The organism is Nocardia higoensis NBRC 100133 (assembly GCF_000308595.1).
In the GTDB taxonomy this organism is placed as follows: Bacteria; Actinomycetota; Actinomycetes; order Mycobacteriales; family Mycobacteriaceae; genus Nocardia; species Nocardia higoensis.
This window is the reverse complement of the sequence record NZ_BAGA01000149.1, coordinates 20,253-41,221: the sequence shown is the minus strand read 5'-3', so window position 1 is coordinate 41,221 and position 20,969 is coordinate 20,253. Positions and strand designations below refer to the sequence as shown.

The following is a 20,969-nucleotide window of genomic DNA, read 5'->3' as shown; positions in this document are numbered from 1 at the left end:
CTCCGCCCGCACCGGCACCCGCATCCGAGCCCGCGCCGCAGCCCGCGCCCGATACCGCCGCTCCCACGGCCGTGGCGACTCCGGCGCCGAGCCCCCAGACCGCGGGGGAGAACTGCCGGGTGACGGACTGATGTCCGCACCGGCACCGCCGTCCGCCGGGGCCTTTCCGAGTCCACCGGGTGGTTTCGCGCCGGCGCCGCCGCCGTCGACGCGGCGCAATGTCGAGTTGCTGCTGCTCGGATTCGCGGCCGTCCTGGTGACCGCCGCGCTGTTCCTGGTGGAAGCCAGCCAGGAGCAGTCGATCACCTGGGACATCGCCAAGTACGGCGCTGCCTTCCTGGCGCTGTACGCGGTCGCCCATCTTGCGGTGCGCCGGTTCGCGCCGTTCGCCGACCCGCTGTTGCTGCCCATCGTGGCCGCGCTCAACGGTCTCGGGCTGGTGCTGATCCACCGGCTCGACCTGGGCGCGGCGCAGAACGCGGTGTTCAACTCGGTGCCGATCCCCTCCCCCGACGCCAACCAGCAGATCCTGTGGACGGCGCTGGGCATGGTGGTGTTCGTGGCGGTGCTCGTGGTGCTGCGCGACTACCGCACGCTGGCCCGCTACAGCTACACCCTCGGCCTGATCGGCCTTGTCGCGCTGATGATCCCGGCGCTGCTGCCGGCGAGCATGTCCGAGATCAACGGCGCCAAGATCTGGATCCGGCTGCCCGGTTTCAGCGTGCAGCCCGGTGAGTTCGCCAAGCTGCTGCTGATCATCTTCTTCGCCTCGGTGCTGGTCTCCAAGCGTGAACTGTTCACCGTCGCGGGCAAGCACTGGCTCGGCATGGACTTCCCGCGCGCCCGCGATCTCGGCCCCATCCTGGCGGTCTGGGTGATCTGCATCGGTGTGCTGGTGCTGGAGAAGGATCTGGGCACCTCGCTGCTGATCTTCAGCACCGTGCTGGTGATGCTCTACATCGCCACCGAGCGGGTGGGCTGGCTGATCATCGGATTCGGCTTGTTGCTCGCCGGTTTCGTCTTCGCCTACCAGATCTTCGGCCACGTCAAGGTCCGCATCGACACCTGGCTCGACCCGTTCGCCGATTACCACAACACCGGCTACCAGCTCTCCCAGTCGCTGTTCGGCCTGGCCACCGGCGGACTGGCGGGCACCGGACTCGGCAGCGGCCGCCCGAACCAGGTGCCCTTCTCCAAGACCGACTTCATCGTCACCACCATCGGCGAGGAGATGGGCCTGATCGGCCTGAGCGCCGTGCTGATCCTGTTCCTGGTGCTGATCGTGCGCGGCCTGCGGACCGCGCTCGCGGTGCGCGACAGTTTCGGCAAGCTGCTCGCCGCAGGCCTGGCCTTCACCCTGGCGATCCAGATCTTCGTGGTCGTCGGCGGCGTCACCAAACTGATCCCGCTGACCGGTCTGACCACGCCGTTCATGTCCTACGGCGGTTCCTCACTGCTGGCGAACTACGCGCTGCTCGCGCTGCTGATCAAGGTCTCCGATGCGGCCCGCGCACCGGCTCCGGTGCGTAAGCGGGAACCGGCGGCGCCGATCGCCGAGGCGCAGACCGAGATGTTGCGTCGTCCGGACCCGCGACACCCGGAGGCGAGGCGACCGGAATGAACACACCACTACGACGGGTAGCGGTCGCGGTGATGGTGATGATCGTCGCGCTGCTCATGAACGCCACCTACGTGCAGGTCATCAAGGCCGACGACTACCGCAACGATCCGCGCAACTCCCGGGTGCTGCTCGACGAGTACTCCCGCCAACGCGGGCAGATCGCCGCGGGCGGCACGGTGCTGGCCTCCTCGGTCGAGACCGACGACCGCTACAAGTACCTGCGCGTCTACCCGACCGATCCGCAGGCCTACGCACCGGTGACCGGCTACTACACGATGCAGAACGGCAGCGGCGGACTGGAGCGCACCGAGGATCCGCTGCTCAACGGTTCCGACAGCCAGCTGTTCGGGCGCAGGCTCATCGACCTGGTCTCCGGCCGTGACCCGCGCGGCGGCAATGTGCTGACCACGCTCGACCCGGTGATGCAGCAGGTCGCCTACGAGCAACTCACCGCCAAGGGCTACACCGGTTCGGTGGTGGCCATCGAGCCGAGCACCGGCAAGATCCTCACCATGGTCTCCACGCCCAGCTACGACCCGAACGTGCTGGCCGGGCACGACGCGGCGGAGACCACCGCGGCGCTCGAGGGACTGGAGTCCGATCCGGACAAGCCGATGCTCAATCGCGCCGTCTCGCAGACCTATCCGCCCGGCTCGACGTTCAAGGTGGTGGTCACCGCGGCCGCGCTGGCCCACGGTGTCGCCAAGCCGGACACCCAGCTCACCGCCGCTCCCTCGATCACTCTGCCGGGCACCAGCACCTCGCTGGAGAACTACAACGGCAGCCCGTGTGGCGGCGAACCGACGACCACGCTGACCAACGCCTTCCGGCTGTCGTGCAACACCGCCTTCGTGGAGCTCGGCATCGGCGTCGGCGCGACCGCGCTCGAGGACACCGCGGCGGCGTTCGGCATCGGTGAGCATTCCGGCATCCCGCTGGACTGGTACGAGAGCACGCTGGGACCGATTCCCGACAACGCGGCGCTGGGCCAGAGCAGCATCGGACAGCGCGACGTGGCGCTCACCCCGCTCGACAACGCGGTCGTCGCGGCCACCATCGCCAACGGCGGGGTCCGCATGCAGCCGTACCTGGTCGACGCCAGGCAGGGCCCGGATCTGAGCGAGCTTTCCAAGACCAAACCGGTCTCGGTGGGGCAGGCGGTCAGCGCGGACGTGGCCTCCCAGGTGACCGCCATGATGATCGAGTCGGAGCAGAACACGACGGGCAGCGGGCGATCCGGGTACACGATCGCGTCCAAGACCGGCACCGCCGAGCACGGCTCCGATCCGCGTAACACCCCGCCGCACGCCTGGTATATCGCTTTCGCACCGGCACAGAACCCGAAGATCGCGATCGCGGTCATCGTGGAGGACGGCGGCGATCGGTCGCTGGCGGCCACCGGCGGCTCGGTGGCGGCGCCCATCGCCAGGGCCGTGCTCGACGCCGGTCTGCAAGGGGGCTAGGAATTGAACGTGCGAGGAGAGGTTCGGGGGCCCCGATGCTGAACAACGGTGCGCTGATAGCCGACCGCTACCGACTGCAACGCCTGATCGCCACCGGTGGCATGGGCCAGGTCTGGGAAGCGCTGGACACGAGGTTGAACCGCCGCGTGGCGGTCAAGGTCCTCAAGGCCGAATTCTCCGCCGACCCGACCTTCCGCCAGCGGTTCCGCACCGAGGCCCAGACCACGGCGCAGCTGAACCACTCCGGCATCGCCGGCATCTACGACTACGGCGAGACCTACGACCCGAGCCAGGGCGAGACCTCGTACCTGGTGATGGAACTGGTGCAGGGCGAACCGCTCAATGCCGTGCTCAGCAGGCTCGGCAAGCTCTCGGTGAACCAGGGCCTGGACATGCTCGAACAGACCGGACGCGCGCTCGAGGCCGCGCATGCCGCCGGTGTCGTGCACCGCGACGTCAAGCCGGGCAACATCCTGGTCACGCCGACGGGGCAGGTGAAGATCACCGACTTCGGCATCGCCAAGGCGGTCGACGCCAGCCCGGTCACCAAGACCGGCATGGTGATGGGCACTGCCCAGTACATCGCGCCCGAGCAGGCCGTCGGTGAGGACGCCACCTCGGCCAGCGACGTGTACTCCCTCGGCGTGGTCGGCTACGAGGCGCTGGCGGGCAAGCGCCCGTTCACCGGCGACGGCGCCATCACGGTGGCGATGAAGCACGTGCGCGAGACCCCGCCGCCGCTGCCGCCCGATGTGCCGCCGAACGTGCGCGAGCTGATCGAGATCACCATCGGCAAGGACCCGCATCTGCGGTACGCCAGCGGCGGCGAGTTCGCCGACGCCGTGGCCGCGGTGCGTGCCGGGCATCGTCCGCCGCCGCCCAAGGGCGCCGCGGGACCGGGGCCGGTCGAGGACGCCACCCAGATGTTGCCGCCCGGGCCGACGGTCGCGATCCCCGCGAGCCCCGGCGACGGACCGACCGTGCGCTACAGCCGTCCGGCCGCGGCCGCCGTCGGCGGCATGGGGCAGGCCGACGCGCCCGCCACCATGATGAGCAACCACAACGGGGGCGGACGGAACGGGACCGGGCCCAACGCCGCCCCCGGCCATTACGGCCCGCCCCCGCAGCGCGGCAACGGGCAGTGGACCACCACCCAGAAGGCGCTTGCCGGTCTCAGCGCGGCCGCGCTCCTGATGGTGGGCGCGGTGCTGTGGCTGCTCTTCGGCGGCGACACCAACCCGGAACCGAAGACCCCGCCGGCGAGTACCACCCTCGCGCCGCCGCCACAGGAACCCACCACGACCACCGCCGAGCCGACCACCACCCGGTACGTGCCGCCGCCTCCGCCGGCGACCACCGAGCCGGAGCCGACCACCACCACGCCGGAGCCGACCACCACCACGGTCGCGCCGACCACGACCACCGTGCAGCCGACCACCCAAGCGCCGACCACCACGCCGGAGCCGACCCGGACCAGGCGCACGACCACCACGCGTACCTTGTTCCCGACCTTCGACCTACCATTTGCGGAGGATTCCGATTCCGGTGCCGCAGGTCCGACGGCCACTCCCAGCGAGCCCACCCCACCTGAGCAAGGACAACGATGACGACCCCGAAGAATCTCTCGTCGCGCTACGAATTGGGCGAGATCATCGGATTCGGCGGGATGTCGGAGGTGCACAAGGCCAGGGATCTGCGGCTGAGCCGCGATGTGGCGATCAAGGTGCTGCGCGCCGACCTGGCCCGCGATCCCACGTTCTACCTGCGTTTCAAGCGTGAGGCGCAGAACGCCGCGGCGCTCAATCACCCGGCCATCGTCGCCGTCTACGACACCGGCGAAGCCGAGATCGACGGCGGCCCACTGCCCTACATCGTCATGGAGTACGTCGAGGGCGACACCCTGCGCGACATCGTGCGCAGCAAGGGACCGCTGGCGCCCAGACGCGCCATGGAGATCGTCGCCGACGTCTGTGCCGCTCTGGATTTCAGTCACAAGCACGGCATCGTGCACCGCGACATGAAGCCGGCCAACATCATGATCAACCGGTCCGGCGCGGTCAAGGTGATGGACTTCGGCATCGCCCGCGCGATCGCCGACGCCGCCAACCCGATGACCCAGACCGCGGCCGTCATCGGCACCGCCCAGTATCTGTCCCCCGAGCAGGCACGCGGTGAGACCGTCGACGCCCGCTCGGACGTGTACTCGGTCGGCTGCGTGCTGTTCGAAATCCTCACCGGGGAACCGCCGTTCAGCGGCGACTCCCCCGTCGCGGTGGCCTACCAGCACGTCAAGGAAGATCCGCGGCTGCCCTCACACGTCTACAACGGGGTGCCGCGCGAACTCGACTCGGTCGTGCTCAAGGCGATGAGCAAGAACCCGGCCAACCGGTACCAGACCGCCGCGGAGATGCGCGCGGATCTGATCCGGGTGCTAGGTGGGCAGAAGCCGAGCGCGCCGATGGTGATGACCGACGAGGACCGCACCACCTTCCTCGACGACGACGAGCCCGCGCCGCGCGGGTACCGGATGCACCCGCGCGAGGACAACAACGCCGCACCGGCCACGGCCGAGCAGGAGGCCGCCGACCCCGGCAGCGGCCGCCGGACCGCCTACCTGGCGTTCGGCGCCGCGGCGGTGCTCGCGGTCGCCTTCGCCATGTTCTGGGTGTTCCTCGGTCCGGGCAGCAAGCCCGATCAGGTGGCCGTGCCGGACCTGTCGAACAAGTCGTCCCAGCAGGCGCAGGACACCCTGCAACGGCTCGGTTTCTCGGTGGCGATCCAGCAGAAACCCGACAGCAAGATCGCCGCGGGCAATGTCATCGCCACCCAGCCGCTCGGCGGTTCCCGCATCGACGAGGGCAGCACCGTGACGGTGCAGGTGTCCTCCGGGCCCGCGCAGGTCCAGGTGCCCCGGCTCGACGGCCTGACGGTGGAACAGGCCCAGCAGGAACTCAACGCCGTCGGCCTGCGGATGGACCCGAACGTGGAGCGCAAGGAGTCCAGCGCCCAGGATGTCGATTCCGTGATCGGCACCGAGCCCGCGGCCGGCGCGCGGGTCGATGTCGATCAGGCCATCGTGGTGTGGGTCGGCAAGGGGCCGGAGAAGGTCCGGGTGCCCAGCGTGGTCGGCCAGGACATCAGTGTGGCCGAGCCGAACCTGGTGGACAGCGCGGGTTTCCGGATCACCATCGAGGAAGTCGATTCCGCGCGGCCGAAGGGCGAGGTGGTCGGCACCAGCCCGGCGGGCGGTAGCAGCGCGGATCGCGGTTCGACGGTGACCGTGCAGGTCTCCACCGGTGACAACATCACCATGCCGAGCCTGGTCGGGCTGACGCCCTCGCAGGCGGTCGACCGCCTGCGCCAGGCGGGCTGGACCGGCACCTCCGCGCAGATCAGCCAGTCCACCGTCGGCACCTTCGACACCGGAAGCGTGGGCCGCATCGTCAGCCAGCAGCCGCAGGCCGGATCGTCGGTGTCGAAGACCGGGACCGTGTCCATCACCACGGGCATCCTCGGTCCGCCCTGATCGGTCGTCTCCCCCTGATCCCTGTGCACCGGCCACCCGATCGTTACCCGAATGACGGGCGCGATCGGGTGGCCGCGGCGTCAGAATGGGCAGGTCTCTTCGGATCAGTGATCCGTCCCGGATCGGTGATCCTCCGAAGCAGTGATCCGTCCGAATCAGCCCGCAGGAAAGAGGAGATGACCCCATGACCACAGCCAGGGAAATCATGAAGCCCGGCGCACAGTGGATCTCCAAGCAGGACACCGTCGAGCACGCGGCCCGCCTGATGGCCGAACTCGACGTGGGCTCGCTCGTCGTCGCCGACGAGAACGAGCGGATGTGCGGCATCGTCACCGACCGCGACATCGTGCTGAAGTGCGTGGCGCGCGGCGGCTCGCCGACCACCATGCGGGCCGCCGAACTCTGTGAGGCGACGCCGCGCTGGGTGGCGGCCGACGCCGACGTCGAGGAGGTGCTCGACGCGATGGAGAACCATCGGGTCAAGCGGATGCCCGTCATCGACAACAAGCGGCTGGTCGGCATGATCAGCGAAGCCGACCTGGCCCGGCATCTCGACGACAACCAGCTCGGCGAATTCGTCACCGCCATCTACGGCAGGCCGTAACCCGCGGCCGAGCAGTTCAGCCCAGGTCGAGGTGGCGGTTCATCGCCATCGCCGCGTCGGCCAGCTCGGGGATCTCCACGACCTCCACGCCGTGGTCCCGGAGTTTCTCCACGCCCACACAGTTGTCGACGAACGTCGCGGGCTCGCGCCAGGCGATGACCACGCGCGCGATGCCCGCGGCCAGGATGCGGTCGGTGCACGGCGGTCTGGTGGCGGTGGCGCGCCGGGAGCACGGCTCCAGCGTGCTGTAGATGGTGGCCCCCGCCAGGCGCGGGTCGTCGGGATCGAGCTTGTTCAGCGCCGATTCCTCGGCATGCACCTTCTCGTCGGACTCGCGCGAGTATCCGGTGGCGATCTCGGCCCCGCCGGCGACGATCACCGCGCCGACCGAGAACGCCGTCGGACTGGGCGGGCAGGCGCGCGCGAGTTCGATCGCCCGAAGAAGGAACCGCCGATCCCGGTCGGCGATGGATTCCGTGCGCAGCAGGTACCGCAGCACGGCCATGTCGCCGGCCGTGCTCACATCGGCCAGTGTCAGCCTGCGTCCGGGGAACACGGCCGGTTCGACGAATCGCGGCCCGCCCGGCGCGCCGACCAACAGCGGCGCGACGGCCAGCCGCAATTCGTCGGCGAGATCGCCGGCCAGGAAGGCGGTGTGCATCCTGGTGCCGCCCTCGACCATCAACCTCTCGATGCCGCGCGCGCCCAGATCGTCGAGCACCGCGCCGAGGTCGACCCGCGGCCCGAGCACACATACCTCGGCCAGACCCGCCAACGAATCACTGAGCGCTGCGGCTCCCGCCTCGGTGGTGTAGACGAGCTTGTCGCCGCCGTCGCGCCACACCCTCAGCGAGGGATCCAGTCTGCCGCTGTCGGTGACAGTGACCTTCACCGGGAACTCCGGCTTGCCCGACGCGATCCGAGCGCGCCTGCGGGACTCGTCGGCCACCAGCAGGCGCGGGTTGTCCGCGCGCAGCGTCTGGGCGCCGACCATGATCGCATCGGATTCCGCGCGTACCTGATCGACGCGATCGAAGTCCGCGGCGTCGGAGAGCAGCAGGCGGTGCGGGCTGTCGTCGTCGAGGTAACCGTCCAGGCTCATCGCCGCCGAGAGCAGCACGTAGGGCCTGGCCCCGGGACTCACCGCAGCACCAGCGACGCGACCTCCGCCTCCAGCCGCTCCACCAGCCCCTCGGCCGGGCGTTCGCCGCACACGCCCAGCCAGTTCGCCAGCATCCGGTGCCCGCCCTGGGTGAGCACCGACTCGGGATGGAACTGCACGCCGTGGATCGGCAGCTCGTGATGGCGCATGGCCATGACCAGACCCGATGCGGTGCGCCCCAGCACCTCGAGCTCGGGGGGCATGGTGTCCTCGAGCACGGTCAGCGAGTGGTACCGGGTCGCGGTGAAGGGGTCGGGCAGCCCGGCCAGCACGCCCGCGCCGATGTGGAAGACCTCGCTGGTCTTACCGTGCAGGAGTTCGGGCGCGCGGGTGACGGTGGCACCGAACGCCGCACCGATGGCCTGGTGCCCGAGGCACACGCCCAGCAGCGGAGTGGCGTTCTTCGCACAGGCTCGCACCAGGTCGATACTGGCGCCCGCGCGGTCCGGGGTGCCGGGGCCGGGGCTGATGAGAATGCCGTCGTAATCGGCGGTGACGGCCTCCGCATCGGCCAGCCGGGCATCGTCGTTGCGCCAGACGACGGCCTCGGCTCCCAGCTGGCCCAGATACTGCACCAGGTTGAACACGAAGCTGTCGTAGTTGTCGACGACCAGAACACGCATGGCTTCGAGATTAGTGCAGGTTCGCCGGGGTGCCCCATCGATTACCTCTTGGGATAGCCTGGACGTCGACAAATAGTCCCGATGCCGAGGATGTCATGCCGAAGTCGAAGGTCCGCAAGAAGGCCGATTACGCGATCAATCCTGCCAGCCGCACCCCGGTCAAGGTCAAGGCGGGGCCGTCACCGGTCTGGTACGTCGCGATCATGCTCGGTTTCATGCTGGCCGGGCTGCTCTGGCTGCTGGTGTACTACCTGGCCGCCGAGCAGATCAGCTGGATGAACGATCTGAACGCGTGGAACTTCCTGATCGGCTTCGGCCTCATGGTCATCGGGTTGATCATGACCATGCGGTGGCGCTGACCTGCGCGCAGCCGCCTCAGGTTCCTGGATTACACCTGTGTCATTCATTCACACCCTGTGGATGAGCCTGTGGACAACTCGAGGATGGATTGGGGACAGCGCCACGTGAACCCGGAATCGACGCCCCCGGAATCGCCGTCCCGACTCACCTGGTCCACTCCCACCCCGGCCCTTGTGGCCGTCGGTCTCGGCGGTGTGGCGCTGGCGATCGCCGCCTTCTTCGCCGGTGACGCGCCGAGCACGCTGATCGTCGGCGTGGCCGCGGCCGGCCTGATCGGACTCGCCGTGCTCGGCGTCCGGCAACGCCCCCGCCTGGAGGTGCGCCCCGGCGCCGAGCCCCGCCTCATCGTGCGCGGCCTGCTCGGTCCCACCGAATACCGCCCGGACGAGCTGATCCGCGCTCGCATCGTGAGCTACCGCCGGCTCGGGCGTCGCACCCCGATGCTCGAGATCGACGTGCGCCACGGCGACGGCGACAGATTGCTGATCTTCGGCCGATGGGATCTCGGGACCAACCCGGAAGACGTCTTCGACGCGCTGGTCGTGCATCGTCTCGCCGTGCTGCGCACAGACTGAACAGCTGACCGGGCAGGCGACGTTTCACGTGAATCACCGCGTTTCGCCTTCCGCGTGCGATACCGCACACCCGATCAGCCGAGCAGGACCACCGCCACCACGGTGACGACGACCGAGGCGAGCGCGACCGCGGCGATCGAAGCCCAGCCCACCCGCCGAGCGGTCGCGGCGTCGCGGACCCGCAGCCATTCCGGCAGGAACAGCAGTCCGAGCGTGGCCAGCGTGCCCGCGACCAAGCCGCCGAGATGCACCCACAGCGAGATCCCCGGCAGGCTCAGGCTGAGGAACACGTTGATGCCGATAACGACCAGAATCTGGGTGGGATTGGCCCGCAGCCGGAACATCACCACCGCGATCACGCCGAACAAGCCGTAGACCGCGCCGGACGCGCCCGCCCCGATCGAGTTCGGCGCCTCCAGCAGCATGCCCGCCGCCGAGCCGCCGAGCAGCGAGACCAGGTAGAGCGCGAGCATCCGCCACCGGCCGAGCACCGGCTCGATCTGGATGCCGATGACATAGAGGGCGAACATGTTGAGTGCCAGATGCAGCGGCCCCCAGTGCAGGAAGCCCGCGCCGATCAGCCGGATCCACTCCCCATCGGCGACCAGGGAAGGGATCAGCGCCAGCCGCAGGAACAGCGAGGAGCGATAGTTCTCCATCAGGCTGCCCGACTGCAACACCGTGGCGGCATAGAACAGCAGGTTCACCGCGATCAGGCCATAGGTCACATACGGCTTCGTCATCCGGGCGACCGGGGCGCCCGCCACCGTGCGTACCGGACGCACCTGCGACTGGCCCGCACGCACGCAGTCGACGCAGTGCTGGCCCACAGCCGCGGGCCGCAGGCACTCCGGACAGGCCGGTCGCCCGCAACGCGTGCACGACAGACCGGTCGCACGATCGGGGTGTCGGACGCAGGTGGGCGCGTGCGGGCGAGCGTTCATCACCCGGCAATGCTAATCAAATTCGGACACCCGCCGACGGCGGCCGACCCTGGCACCGGCAGTGACCAGGAGTTTCTGCATCCCGTGCCGCGTTGTGCGAGAGTGGTCCGATGACCTCGAGGCCCTCGTTCCTCTCCCCGAATTCCCGTAACCGGCTCATCGCCGCGGCTCTGCTCGGCGCGGCGGGCGGCGCGGCCTGGATCGTGCGCAGCAAGCGACCGCTGCCTCCGGAACCGGCCCCGGAGCCGCCGCGCATCGGCCACACCCGCGACGTGGCGTCGACCAACGGCTCGCCGTCGGCTCCGCAGACCGGAGCCGACGCGCACTGAGCCGCCTCAGCGGCTGACGGTCCGCTTGTACTGCCGCAGCGCCAGCGGCACGAACACCGCCAGGATCACGACCACCCAGATCAGCGTGGTCGCCACCGGATGCTGCATCGACCAGGCATCGGATTGCGGTGTGAGTCCGCCGGTGTTACCGAACAGCTCACGGGTCGCCGCCACCACCGCCGAGACCGGGTTCCACTCCGCGAACACCTTCAGCACCGCGGGCAGATCCTCGATCGGGACGAAGGTGTTGGCCAGGAAGGTCAGCGGGAACACCACCATGAAGCTGGCGTTGTTGAACACCTCCGGCGAGTGGACCAGCATGCCGACCACGGCCATGATCCAGGACAGCGCGTAGGCGAACAGCAACAGCAGCAGGTAGGCGAGCACCGCATCCACGAACGACCCGCGGATGCGCCAGCCCACCAGCAGACCGGTGATCGACATCACCGTCAAGCTCACGATGTTGATCACCACATCGCTGACGGTCCGGCCGATCAGCATCGCCACCGGCGCCATCGGCAGCGAGCGGAACCGGTCGATGATGCCCTTCTGCATGTCCTCGGCCAGGCTGGCGCCGGTGAAGGAGGAACCGAAGACGACGGTCTGGGCGAAGATGCCCGCGATCAGGAATTCGCGGTAACCACCCTCGAGACCGGGCACCTGGATCGCGGTGCCGAACACATAGGCGAACAGCAGCACGAACATGATCGGTGCGAGCGTCGAGAAGATCAGCACATCGGGTACGCGCTTGATCTTGATGACATTGCGCTTGGTGACCGTGATGCTGTCGGCGACGACCATGGCGAGCCTGCTCGCGAGGCCGGACTCGGATGCGGTGTCGAAGGTCGTGGGTGCCGAGGTCATGGGGTGGCCCCTTCCGTGGCATCGACGCTGTCTGTGGTGGACGATCGTTGTTCGGCCTCGTGGCCGGTGAGGGTGAGGAACACGTCGTCGAGCGAGGGTCTGCGCAGGCCGACGTCGTGGATCTGCACGCCCGCGCCACCGAGCAGACCGATGGCGTCGACCAGGGTCTGGGAGCCGTTGCCCACCGGCACGATGACGCGCCGCAATCCCGGCTCTAGATGGATATCGCCGTCCGCCAGCGGTTTCAGCACGCGCTCGGCCGTGGGCAGGGCGGCCGCGGAGTCGACGGTGAGTTCGATCCGGTCGCCGCCGACCAGGGACTTGAGTTCGTCGGCGGTACCGCGGGCGATGACCCTGCCGTGGTCGATCACCGCGATGGCGTCGGCGAGCCGATCGGCTTCGTCCATGTACTGCGTCGTCAACAGCAGCGTGGTGCCGCCCGCGACCAGTTCCTCGATGACATCCCACAGATCCAGCCGCGCCCGCGGATCCAGGCCGGTGGTCGGTTCGTCGAGGAACAGCACCGGCGGGTTGGCCACCAGGGCGCCGGCGAGATCGAGCCTGCGCCGCATGCCGCCGGAGTAGCCGCGTACCGGGCGATCGGCGGCGTCGCTGAGCCGGAACCGCTCCAGCAGTTCGCGTGCCCGCTCCTTGCTGCGCTTGACGCCCAGGTGGTAGAGCCGCCCCACCATCTCCAGGTTCTCGAAGCCGGTGAGGTATTCGTCCACCGCCGAGTACTGCCCGGAGGCGCCGATCCGGGAACGCAGGGCCTGCGGGTTGCGCAGCACGTCGATACCCGCGACGGTGGCGCGGCCCGCATCGGGTACGAGCAGGGTGGTGAGCACCCGGACGGTGGTGGTCTTACCCGAGCCGTTGGGCCCGAGCAATGCGGTCACGGTGCCCTCCGGCACCGTGAGGTCCAGGCCGTCGAGGGCGACCAGACGACCGTAACGCTTGACGAGCCCCTCGGCGATGATTGCGTCGGGCATGATTCTCCTGCCGTAGACGATTGCTCGCTGCGCCGTTCCGGTCGGCGCCCGCGGTGAGCCGGTGCCAGTATGTCCCCACCACCCCGGAACCGCAGCCCATTTCGACGCCGGCCGCGCGCCCCCTCGGATCTCGTCACCGTGAACTCCCCCGACTCCCGATCACCATCGCGCCATCGTGGCAGAGGGGTACGACACTTTCTGCCGTGCCGGATATCCCGGATCGGCTCACCCCGCCCGGGCGGTTCGCGATGAGCGGCCGGAATCCGGCGTAACCGGGCGAATGCCACGACCTCTCGGCCCGGCCCCGCTCCGACGGCAGCGCAGACAGCGGACCGGAAGGTCGGCTTCGGCACTCCGGCGGCCGATCGAAGAATGTCGGCGAAATCAAACTCGTGGCGCGCACACAATCGGCCGGTTATCGCGTAGGATCGTTGGCGTCGGCCCCTCCCCCCGGGCCGACCTTACGCGGGCCTCGGCTAACTCCCCCCCTTCGCCGAGGCCCGCTCCATGTCCGGAGTCGGTCCAGCGGCCCGTTCAGTCCACGGCGCCGGCCGCTCGCCAGGCGGTTGCCAGTCGCTGTTCCCGTACCCGCCCCGCGACACCGAGCAGTGGCCGATCCCGTTCCCAGCGCGCCCGTGTCGGCCCGTCGACCTGTGCCCAGAGCGGTTCGATCTCCCCGAACAGCCGCCCGACATCATCGAAGACCCCGCCGAGGCCGACGTGCACGCCCGCCGAGGAGGCCGGGCAACTCGCCAGCCCGCGCAGCGCCGCGACCATCCCGAACAGCCGCTGCAGCACCGGCTGCGGCCAGTCCGCCTGCCTGCCGACCCGCACCAGCCAGCCCAGGGCCGCGGCGGTCACGTGGATGTCCTCGATCGTGCGGAACGGCTTGAGCACCTCGGTGTAGCCGTCACCGGGCAGCGGGGTCGCCGGCGCGTCCTCGAAAGTGACCACGGCGTGCGGGATCTCGGGTGCGAACGCCAGCGCGGGCCGGTCGGTCACCGTCACCTCCGGACCCGTGACGTCCACCAGCACGGCCGCCAGCCGGTTGCGTCCGTCCTCCCCCGCGCCCCGGCTCGCGATCACCACCAGCCGATCGGCCAGTCCGGCCAGCGTCGTGAAAGTCTTCGTGCCCCGTACGGTCCACCCGCCGTCACGCTCGCTCAGCGCGGTCCGGATCGCCGCCGGGTGTCCCCCGCCCTCCTCCGTCGCCGCCAGCGCGTACGCCCGCTCCCCGGCCGTCTCCGGGAGCAGCGCGGCGATCGCCGCCTGATATCCGGCCAGAAAGGCGTAACCGAGCCGATCCGCGGCGAACCCGCCCGCCACGGCCGCGTCCACCGGGACCGGAAACCGCTGCGCCGCTGCCCGATACCGCTCCCAGGCCACGTTCATCGAGGCCATCGGACCGCCCGGCGCCTCGGTCAGCAGATAGTCGAACACTGTGCTCATTTCTGCACGCTAACCCACGACCGGCGAACCCGTGTGCGCCCGGAATGCAGAACGCTCCCTACCCGTATCAGGTAGGGAGCGTCGGAGTGGAGCCTAGGGGAATCGAACCCCTAACCCCTGCCTTGCAAAGGCAGTGCTCTGCCAATTGAGCTAAGGCCCCGAGTCACCGGAATTCGGTGCCGCCGCACTCAGCGGGCGGTGACCTCGTGCCAGTGGTCGGCTTCCTCGCGCTTGCGGAGCTTGGTGATCCCGATCAGAACGGCGAGAACGACGCCGGCCGCGAGAACGATCTTCATGATGTCCACCCTACTGTGCGGTTCGGGGAGTAGGAGTGGGCCTAGGAGGACTTGAACCTCCGACCTCTTCGTTATCAGCGAAGCGCTCTAACCGCCTGAGCTATAGGCCCGTATCCGGTCTCGCACCGTATCGGGCGAACCGAGGACAAAGGTTACCCGACAGAGCGGGAACAACCAAAACGCCTGGTCAGGGCGAGCCACCGAGCGAGACGGGAGACGGCCGGCACCGCCCCCGCAGAGGCGATACCGGCCGTCGTGCCGTAGCTGTGGACCAGCCGTAGCCGTGGACTAGTCGGGGTCGGCCAGGGTCACCTGGATGCCGCCGACCAGATCGCAGCACTGGTTGTAGATGAACGTGCCGACCGTACCGAGCGCGGTGAACAGCACGACATTGATCAGGCCGATGACGCCTGCGTAGCCGAACACCGTGCCCGCGTCGATGAGCCCGGAGGTACCGCCGTCCTGCGACACCATCTCGGTGAAGGTGTTGTTCAGCCGCTCCCACACGCCCATGCCCTCGAGCACGATGTAGAGCAGACCGACCGCGAGCATCCACACGAAGAACAGCGCCACGCTGATCACCAGCGAGATCTTCAGCGTCGACCAGGGGTCGATGCGGCGGATCTGCACGGTGGCGCGCAGCGGATCACCGGCGGACACGGCCGCGGCCACCGCCATCGGCACCGCCTGCGGCACCGACGACTGCGGGGACAGGCCGGGGCCGGTCTTTTCCGCGGGCGGCAGCGGATGCCGGATCTCGGACAGATCGGGCATGTCCTTGATCAGTTCCGGGCGGGCGATGCTGCGGGTCGGTCCGTCGATGCCGACGGACTTCACCATCGCGGCCTCCTTGCGCGCCGCCTTGGCCGCGAGGTCCGCGGTGGTGCGCGCGTTGGAGGCCCCGCCACCGAGACCACCGCCCGCGAGGCCACCTCCACCGAGACCGCCGCCCGCGCCCGGCCTGCCGGTCACCGGAGATTGGCCGGGCCGGTAGAGGTTCGACTGCGGCTCCCGCTGCGGCAGCTGCGACCAGCCCTCCTGGAACTGGCCTTGACCGGCTTGCCCCTGGCCGCCCTGCGCCGGACCACCCTGAGCGGAGCCACCCTGCTGGGGGCCGTTCTGGCCCTGACCCGGCGCCTGGGCATTCTGTGGCTGCCCGTTCTGCGGCTTGCCGCCGGCAGGCGCGGAATCCTTGCCCGCGCCCGAGTCGGCGGAACCGCCGCCGAACCGGGCGGTCTCCTGGTCGGCGCCCGGCTTGCTCTCGGGCGCGGCGTCCTTACCCTGCTGGCCGCCGCCCTGCTGACCGCCCGGGTTGTTCCCGCCCTGAGGTCCGGACTCGGCCGAGCCGGGCCGGGGAGCCGGCCGCGGCGGAATCGGGGACGGCGCGATCCGCTCGGTCACACCGTTGTTCTGGTGCCCGTCATTCGGCTGATTCGGAGTGGTCAATGGGAATCCTTAGATCCGTTCGTTGCCGCCGCTGTGGAGGGGTTTCTCGCTGTGTTCTTACTGCTGAGAGGAACCGGCGTCATCGCCACCGTCGACCACATCGGGCTCGTCGGCGTTACGCGCGATCGCAAGCAAGGTATCGCCATCGCCCAGGTTCATCAATCGCACGCCCTTGGTCTGCCGACCCGCCTTGCGAACCTGGTTCGCCGCCGTCCTGATGACGCCACCGCCGGAAGTGATGGCATACAGCTCGTCGTCGTTGTCCACGATGAGCGCGCCCACCAGCGTGCCACGCCGGACGTCGAACTGAATAGTCAACACACCTTTACCACCGCGGCCCTGTGCGGTGTACTCCTCGATGGCGGTCCGCTTGGCGTAGCCACCCGAGGTGGCGACCAGCAGATACGTGCCCTCGCGAACCACGTTGAGCGAGAGCAGCTCGTCCTCGGCGTTGAACCGCATGCCCTGCACACCGGAGGTCGCCCGGCCCATCGGGCGCAGCGCCTCGTCGGTGGCCGAGAAGCGGATCGACTGGCCCTGGGCGGAGACCAGCAACAGGTCGTCTTCGGCCGAGCAGAGCACCGCGCCCACGAGCTCGTCGTTGTCGCGCAGGTTCACCGCCACGATGCCGCCGCTGCGGTTGGAATCGAAGTCCGACAGCCGCGACTTCTTGACCAGGCCGTTCTTGGTGGCCAGCACCAGGTACGGCGCATCCTCGTAGGTCTTGATCTGGATGATCTGGGCGATCTTCTCGTCCGGCTGGAAGGCCAGCAGGTTCGCCACGTGCTGACCGCGCGCGGTGCGGTTGGCCTCGGGCAGCTCGTAGGCCTTGGCCCGGTACACCCGGCCCTTGTTGGTGAAGAACAGCAGCCAGTCGTGGGTCGAGGTCACGAAGAAGTGCTTGACGATGTCGTCCTGCTTGAGACCCGCGCCCTGCACGCCCTTGCCGCCGCGCTTCTGCGAGCGGTAGAGGTCGGTCTTGGTGCGCTTGGCGTAGCCGGTCTCGGTGATCGTGACGACCACGTCCTCGCGGGCGATCAGGTCCTCGTCGGCGACATCGCCGTCGGCGGAGACGATCTGGGTGCGCCGCTCGTCGCCGTACTTGTCGACGATCTCGGCCAGCTCGTCGCGCACGATCGCGCGCTGGCGCTCCGGCTTGTCCAGAATGTCCTTGTAATCGGCGATCTCGGCCTCGATCTTGGCCAGATCCTCGATGATCTTCTGCCGCTCCAGCGCCGAGAGGCGGCGCAGCTGCATGTCCAGGATCGCGGTCGCCTGGATCTCGTCGATCTCGAGCAGCTGCATCAGGCCGGTGCGCGCGGTGTCGGTGTTGGCCGAGCGGCGGATCAGCGCGATGACCTCGTCGAGCGCGTCGAGTGCCTTGACCAGGCCGCGCAGGATGTGAGCGCGCTCCTCGGCCTTGCGCAGCAGGTACTTGGTGCGACGGATGATGACTTCGAGCTGGTGATTGACGTAGTACCGGATCATCTGGTCCAGCCGCAGCGTGCGGGGCACGCCGCCGACGATGGACAGCATGTTCGCGCCGAAGCTGGTCTGCAGCTGGGTGTGCTTGTACAGGTTGTTCAGCACGACCTTGGCGACCGCGTCACGCTTGACCGTCACCACGATGCGCAGACCCACGCGGTCGGAGGACTCGTCGTGGATGTCGGCGATGCCGGCGATGCGGCCGTCCTTGACCTGCTCGGCGATCGCGTTGACGAAGTTGTCGGTGTTGACCTGATAGGGCAGTTCGGTGATGACGATCGTGGTGCGGCCACGATTGTCCTCCTCGATCTCCACCACGCCGCGCATCTTGATCGAGCCGCGCCCGGTCGTGTAGGCGTCGTGGATGCCCTGGGTGCCGACGATCAGACCCGAAGTCGGGAAGTCCGGGCCCTTGATGCGCTCCATGCAGGCGGCGAGGGTGGTCTCCTCGTCGGCGTCGTGGTTGTCCAGCGCCCAGTAGATCGCCGAGGCCAGCTCGGTGAGGTTGTGCGGCGGGATGTTGGTGGCCATGCCGACGGCGATGCCGTTGCTGCCGTTCATCAGCAGGGCGGGCACGCGGGCGGGCAGGACCACCGGCTCCTGCGTCTTGCCGTCGTAGTTGGGGATGAAATCGACTGTCTCGTGGTCGATTTCGCGCAGCAGCTCCATCGCCAGCGGCGTCAGGCGGCACTCGGTGTAGCGCATGGCGGCCGCGCCGTCGTTGCCCCGGCTGCCGAAGTTGCCCTGGCCGTCGACCAGCGGGTACCGCATCGCCCACGGCTGGGCCATGCGCACCAGGGTGTCGTAGATGGCCGAGTCGCCGTGCGGGTGGTAGTTACCCATGGTGTCCGACACCGGGCGCGCGGACTTCACATAACCGCGATCGGGCCGGTAGCCGTTGTCGTACATGGCGTAGAGGATGCGGCGATGCACCGGCTTGAGGCCGTCGCGCACCTCGGGCAGCGCGCGGCCCACGATCACGCTCATCGCGTAATCGATGTAGCTGTTCTGCATCTCCAGCTGGATGTCGACCGGTTCGACGCGGTCGCCCGCACCGTCCGGAGGCAGCGTGGTGTCGGTCATGAAATCTCCTTAACGGGCTGACATGCGAAAATGTCCGGCGCCGCGACGATCCGCCGCGGCGCCGGACCGATCACACGTCGAGGAAGCGGACGTCCTTGGCGTTACGGGTGATGAAGCTGCGACGGGCCTCGACGTCCTCGCCCATCAGCACGCTGAACAGCTCGTCGGCCGCGGCCGCGTCGTCCAGCGTCACTTGACGAAGCACCCGGACGGTCGGGTCCATGGTGGTTTCCCACAGCTCCTTCGGATTCATCTCACCCAGACCCTTGTAACGCTGGATGCCGTCGTCCTTGTTGATCTTCTTGCCCGCGGCCAGGCCGCGTTCGAGCAAGCCGTCCCGCTCGCGGTCGGAGTAGGCGAACTCCGGCTCGCTGCGCTGCCACTTCAGCTTGTACAGCGGCGGCTGCGCCAGGTAGACGTGCCCCTGCTCGACCAGCGGGCGCATGAAGCGGAACAGCAGGGTCAGCAGCAGCGTCGAGATGTGCTGACCGTCGACGTCGGCATCGGCCATCAGCACGATCTTGTGATAGCGCAGCTTGGAGATGTCGAACTCGTCGTGGATGCCGGTGCCGAAGGCGGTGATGATCGACTGGACCTCGTTGTTCTTGAGGACCTTGTCGATACGAGCCTTCTCGACATTGATGATCTTGCCGCGCAGCGGCAGGATCGCCTGGTACATCGAGTCGCGGCCGGACTTGGCCGAGCCGCCGGCGGAGTCGCCCTCGACGATGTAGATCTCGGACTTGCTCGGATCCTTGGACCGGCAGTCGGCCAGCTTGCCGGGCAGACCGCCGAGGTCGGTGGCGGACTTGCGGCGCACCAGTTCGCGCGCCTTGCGCGCGGCCACGCGAGCCTGCGCCGAGGACACCGCCTTCTGCACGATGGTCTTCGCGTCCGCGGGATTGGCCTCGAACCAGTGCGTGAGGTGCTCGTTGCAGGTGCGCTGCACGAACGACTTCACCTCGGTGTTGCCGAGCTTGGTCTTGGTCTGGCCCTCGAACTGCGGCTCGGCGATCTTCACACTGACGATGGCGGCCAGGCCCTCGCGGATGTCGTCGCCGGTGAGGTTGCCTTCCTTCTCCTTGAGCAGCTTCTTGTCGCGGGCGTACTTGTTGACCACCGTCGTCAGCGCGGCGCGGAAGCCCTCTTCATGGGTGCCGCCCTCGTGGGTGTTGATGGTGTTGGCGAAGGTGTGCACGGACTCGGAGTAACCCGAGTTCCACTGCATGGCGACCTCGAGCTCGTGGCCGGTGCCCTTGCCGGTGAAGCCGACCACCGAATTGTGGATGGACTGCTTGGTGCGGTTGATGTGGCGGACGAAGTCCTCCAGACCACCCGGGTAGTGGTAGGTCCTGGCCTTGACCTTCTGCTCGACCGGCTTGTCGACGGCTTCGCCCGGCTTGGGCGCCTCGGCGTGCTCGCTGACCACATCGTCGGTGATGTCGGTGTCGGACACCCGCTCGTCGGTGAGGGTGATGGTCAGGCCCTTGTTCAGGAACGCCATCTCCTGCAGTCGGCGCGCGACCGTCTCGAAGTTGAAGGTGGTGGTCTCGAAGATCTCCGGATCGGCCCAGAACCGGACGGTGGTGCCCGTGCGGCTCGTCGGCTCGCCCTGGACCAACTTGCCCGGCTTCGAGTCCTTGTAGGTCTGGGACCAGTGGTACCCGTCGACGTCGATCTCCACCTCGACCCGCGAGGACAGCGCGTTGACCACCGAGATACCGACGCCGTGCAGACCGCCGGAAACCGCATAGGAGTCGGAGTCGAACTTGCCGCCCGCGTGCAGCTGGGTCATGACGACCTCGACGGTCGGGATGCCCTGCGCGTGCATCTCGACCGGGATGCCGCGGCCGTCGTCGACCACCTCGACACCACCGTCGGCGAGGAGGGTGACGCCGACCGAGGTCGCGTACCCGGCCATCGCCTCGTCGACGGAGTTGTCGACGACTTCCCAGATCAGATGGTGCAGACCGCGCTCACCGGTGGAGCCGATGTACATGCCCGGGCGCTTGCGTACCGCCTCGAGACCTTCGAGGACGGTGATGGAGGAGGCACCGTAGTTTTGGCCCGATTTCGCATTCGAGCCGGATTCGTTGGAGTGCTTGGCAGCCACTGGTCGGTAGCTCTCCTTACTTGCTGACCTCGACGCG

18 protein-coding genes and 2 tRNA genes are annotated in these 20,969 nt (G+C 68.5%); 8 read left to right on the top strand and 12 right to left on the bottom strand.

Annotation, left to right across the window (positions count from 1 at the left end; genetic code table 11):
* Nucleotides 1-130 precede the first annotated feature (130 nt).
* From ON26_RS27255 to ON26_RS27235, 5 genes are all read left to right on the top strand, one after another.
* Nucleotides 131-1,621: an FtsW/RodA/SpoVE family cell cycle protein gene (locus ON26_RS27255; RefSeq protein ID WP_040800403.1), complete on the top strand. Its 1,491-nt coding sequence runs from the start codon at nt 131-133 to the stop codon at nt 1,619-1,621.
* Nucleotides 1,618-3,084 carry a peptidoglycan D,D-transpeptidase FtsI family protein gene (locus ON26_RS27250; protein ID WP_040800400.1) on the top strand — a complete coding sequence of 489 codons (1,467 nt, stop codon included), beginning with the start codon at nt 1,618-1,620 and terminating at the stop codon, nt 3,082-3,084. The genes ON26_RS27255 and ON26_RS27250 overlap by 4 nt, the downstream gene beginning before the upstream one ends.
* Nucleotides 3,085-3,119: 35 nt before the next feature.
* The gene (locus ON26_RS27245; RefSeq protein ID WP_040800397.1) at nt 3,120-4,691 is read left to right on the top strand and encodes a protein kinase domain-containing protein; all 1,572 of its coding nucleotides are present in this window, start codon (nt 3,120-3,122) and stop codon (nt 4,689-4,691) included.
* Complete coding sequence (pknB, locus tag ON26_RS27240) at nt 4,688-6,610, top strand: Stk1 family PASTA domain-containing Ser/Thr kinase (RefSeq protein WP_040800394.1); 1,923 nt, start codon at nt 4,688-4,690, stop codon at nt 6,608-6,610. Before ON26_RS27245 ends, pknB begins: the two co-directional genes overlap by 4 nt.
* Before the next feature lie 184 nt (nt 6,611-6,794).
* Nucleotides 6,795-7,214, top strand: a complete 420-nt coding sequence (locus ON26_RS27235) for a CBS domain-containing protein (RefSeq protein WP_040800391.1) — start codon at nt 6,795-6,797, stop codon at nt 7,212-7,214.
* 16 nt (nt 7,215-7,230) lie between these two features.
* Here the strand turns inward: ON26_RS27235 and ON26_RS31870 are convergent, their stop codons facing one another.
* On the bottom strand, nt 7,231-8,358 hold the full coding sequence (locus ON26_RS31870) for a dihydrofolate reductase family protein (RefSeq protein ID WP_245546088.1): 1,128 nt from the start codon (nt 8,356-8,358) through the stop codon (nt 7,231-7,233).
* Nucleotides 8,355-8,999, bottom strand: coding sequence for an aminodeoxychorismate/anthranilate synthase component II (locus ON26_RS27225; protein ID WP_040800387.1), 645 nt, complete (start codon nt 8,997-8,999; stop codon nt 8,355-8,357). Before ON26_RS27225 ends, ON26_RS31870 begins: the two co-directional genes overlap by 4 nt.
* A 95-nt stretch (nt 9,000-9,094) precedes the next feature.
* Here ON26_RS27225 and crgA point away from each other — a divergent pair, with 95 nt between their 5' ends.
* Nucleotides 9,095-9,358 (top strand): cell division protein CrgA, encoded by a 264-nt coding sequence (crgA, locus tag ON26_RS27220; RefSeq protein WP_040800385.1) that lies wholly within the window; start codon nt 9,095-9,097, stop codon nt 9,356-9,358.
* Nucleotides 9,359-9,442: 84 nt separating this feature from the next.
* The gene (locus ON26_RS27215) at nt 9,443-9,934 is read left to right on the top strand and encodes a PH domain-containing protein (protein ID WP_051027703.1); all 492 of its coding nucleotides are present in this window, start codon (nt 9,443-9,445) and stop codon (nt 9,932-9,934) included.
* A gap of 74 nt (nt 9,935-10,008) precedes the next feature.
* Here the strand turns inward: ON26_RS27215 and ON26_RS27210 are convergent, their stop codons facing one another.
* A complete protein-coding gene (locus ON26_RS27210) occupies nt 10,009-10,878 on the bottom strand; it encodes a rhomboid family intramembrane serine protease (protein WP_040800377.1) in 870 nt (289 codons plus the stop codon).
* Nucleotides 10,879-10,988: 110 nt separating this feature from the next.
* Between ON26_RS27210 and ON26_RS27205 the strand changes: the two genes are divergently transcribed.
* Nucleotides 10,989-11,207 carry a hypothetical protein gene (locus ON26_RS27205; RefSeq protein WP_040800374.1) on the top strand — a complete coding sequence of 73 codons (219 nt, stop codon included), beginning with the start codon at nt 10,989-10,991 and terminating at the stop codon, nt 11,205-11,207.
* 6 nt (nt 11,208-11,213) lie between these two features.
* Here ON26_RS27205 and ON26_RS27200 read toward each other — a convergent pair whose 3' ends face one another.
* The 9 genes from ON26_RS27200 to gyrB all read right to left on the bottom strand — a co-directional run bounded on the left by ON26_RS27200 (nt 11,214) and on the right by gyrB (nt 20,932).
* Nucleotides 11,214-12,008: an ABC transporter permease gene (locus ON26_RS27200; RefSeq protein ID WP_040800412.1), complete on the bottom strand. Its 795-nt coding sequence runs from the start codon at nt 12,006-12,008 to the stop codon at nt 11,214-11,216.
* Nucleotides 12,009-12,067: 59 nt separating this feature from the next.
* Nucleotides 12,068-13,060 (bottom strand): daunorubicin resistance protein DrrA family ABC transporter ATP-binding protein, encoded by a 993-nt coding sequence (locus tag ON26_RS27195; protein WP_040800371.1) that lies wholly within the window; start codon nt 13,058-13,060, stop codon nt 12,068-12,070.
* Between the two features lie 534 nt (nt 13,061-13,594).
* Nucleotides 13,595-14,509, bottom strand: coding sequence for an acyl-CoA dehydrogenase family protein (locus tag ON26_RS27190; RefSeq protein WP_040800368.1), 915 nt, complete (start codon nt 14,507-14,509; stop codon nt 13,595-13,597).
* A gap of 87 nt (nt 14,510-14,596) precedes the next feature.
* A tRNA-Ala gene (locus ON26_RS27185) sits at nt 14,597-14,669 on the bottom strand.
* Nucleotides 14,670-14,697: 28 nt separating this feature from the next.
* A complete protein-coding gene (locus ON26_RS34310; protein ID WP_218000635.1) occupies nt 14,698-14,805 on the bottom strand; it encodes a DLW-39 family protein in 108 nt (35 codons plus the stop codon).
* 36 nt (nt 14,806-14,841) lie between these two features.
* Nucleotides 14,842-14,915: transfer RNA gene (locus ON26_RS27180), tRNA-Ile, on the bottom strand.
* A gap of 178 nt (nt 14,916-15,093) precedes the next feature.
* Nucleotides 15,094-16,251: a DUF3566 domain-containing protein gene (locus ON26_RS27175; RefSeq protein ID WP_040800365.1), complete on the bottom strand. Its 1,158-nt coding sequence runs from the start codon at nt 16,249-16,251 to the stop codon at nt 15,094-15,096.
* A 57-nt stretch (nt 16,252-16,308) separates the two neighbouring features.
* Nucleotides 16,309-18,819 (bottom strand): DNA gyrase subunit A, encoded by a 2,511-nt coding sequence (gyrA, locus tag ON26_RS27170; protein WP_040800363.1) that lies wholly within the window; start codon nt 18,817-18,819, stop codon nt 16,309-16,311.
* Between the two features lie 70 nt (nt 18,820-18,889).
* The gene (gene gyrB, locus ON26_RS27165; protein ID WP_040800360.1) at nt 18,890-20,932 is read right to left on the bottom strand and encodes a DNA topoisomerase (ATP-hydrolyzing) subunit B; all 2,043 of its coding nucleotides are present in this window, start codon (nt 20,930-20,932) and stop codon (nt 18,890-18,892) included.
* Between the last annotated feature and the right edge of the window lie 37 nt (nt 20,933-20,969).

Coding starts and splice junctions, on each gene's coding strand:
- ON26_RS27255 (WP_040800403.1), top strand. CDS start 131: ATGTCCGCACCGGCACCGCCGTCCGCCGGGGCCTTTCCGAGTCCACCG.
- ON26_RS27250 (WP_040800400.1), top strand. CDS start 1,618: ATGAACACACCACTACGACGGGTAGCGGTCGCGGTGATGGTGATGATC.
- ON26_RS27245 (WP_040800397.1), top strand. CDS start 3,120: ATGCTGAACAACGGTGCGCTGATAGCCGACCGCTACCGACTGCAACGC.
- pknB (WP_040800394.1), top strand. CDS start 4,688: ATGACGACCCCGAAGAATCTCTCGTCGCGCTACGAATTGGGCGAGATC.
- ON26_RS27235 (WP_040800391.1), top strand. CDS start 6,795: ATGACCACAGCCAGGGAAATCATGAAGCCCGGCGCACAGTGGATCTCC.
- ON26_RS27225 (WP_040800387.1), bottom strand. CDS start 8,999: ATGCGTGTTCTGGTCGTCGACAACTACGACAGCTTCGTGTTCAACCTG.
- crgA (WP_040800385.1), top strand. CDS start 9,095: ATGCCGAAGTCGAAGGTCCGCAAGAAGGCCGATTACGCGATCAATCCT.
- ON26_RS27215 (WP_051027703.1), top strand. CDS start 9,443: ATGGATTGGGGACAGCGCCACGTGAACCCGGAATCGACGCCCCCGGAA.
- ON26_RS27210 (WP_040800377.1), bottom strand. CDS start 10,878: ATGAACGCTCGCCCGCACGCGCCCACCTGCGTCCGACACCCCGATCGT.
- ON26_RS27205 (WP_040800374.1), top strand. CDS start 10,989: ATGACCTCGAGGCCCTCGTTCCTCTCCCCGAATTCCCGTAACCGGCTC.
- ON26_RS27200 (WP_040800412.1), bottom strand. CDS start 12,008: ATGGTCGTCGCCGACAGCATCACGGTCACCAAGCGCAATGTCATCAAG.
- ON26_RS27195 (WP_040800371.1), bottom strand. CDS start 13,060: ATGCCCGACGCAATCATCGCCGAGGGGCTCGTCAAGCGTTACGGTCGT.
- ON26_RS27190 (WP_040800368.1), bottom strand. CDS start 14,509: ATGAGCACAGTGTTCGACTATCTGCTGACCGAGGCGCCGGGCGGTCCG.
- ON26_RS34310 (WP_218000635.1), bottom strand. CDS start 14,805: ATGAAGATCGTTCTCGCGGCCGGCGTCGTTCTCGCCGTTCTGATCGGG.
- gyrA (WP_040800363.1), bottom strand. CDS start 18,819: ATGACCGACACCACGCTGCCTCCGGACGGTGCGGGCGACCGCGTCGAA.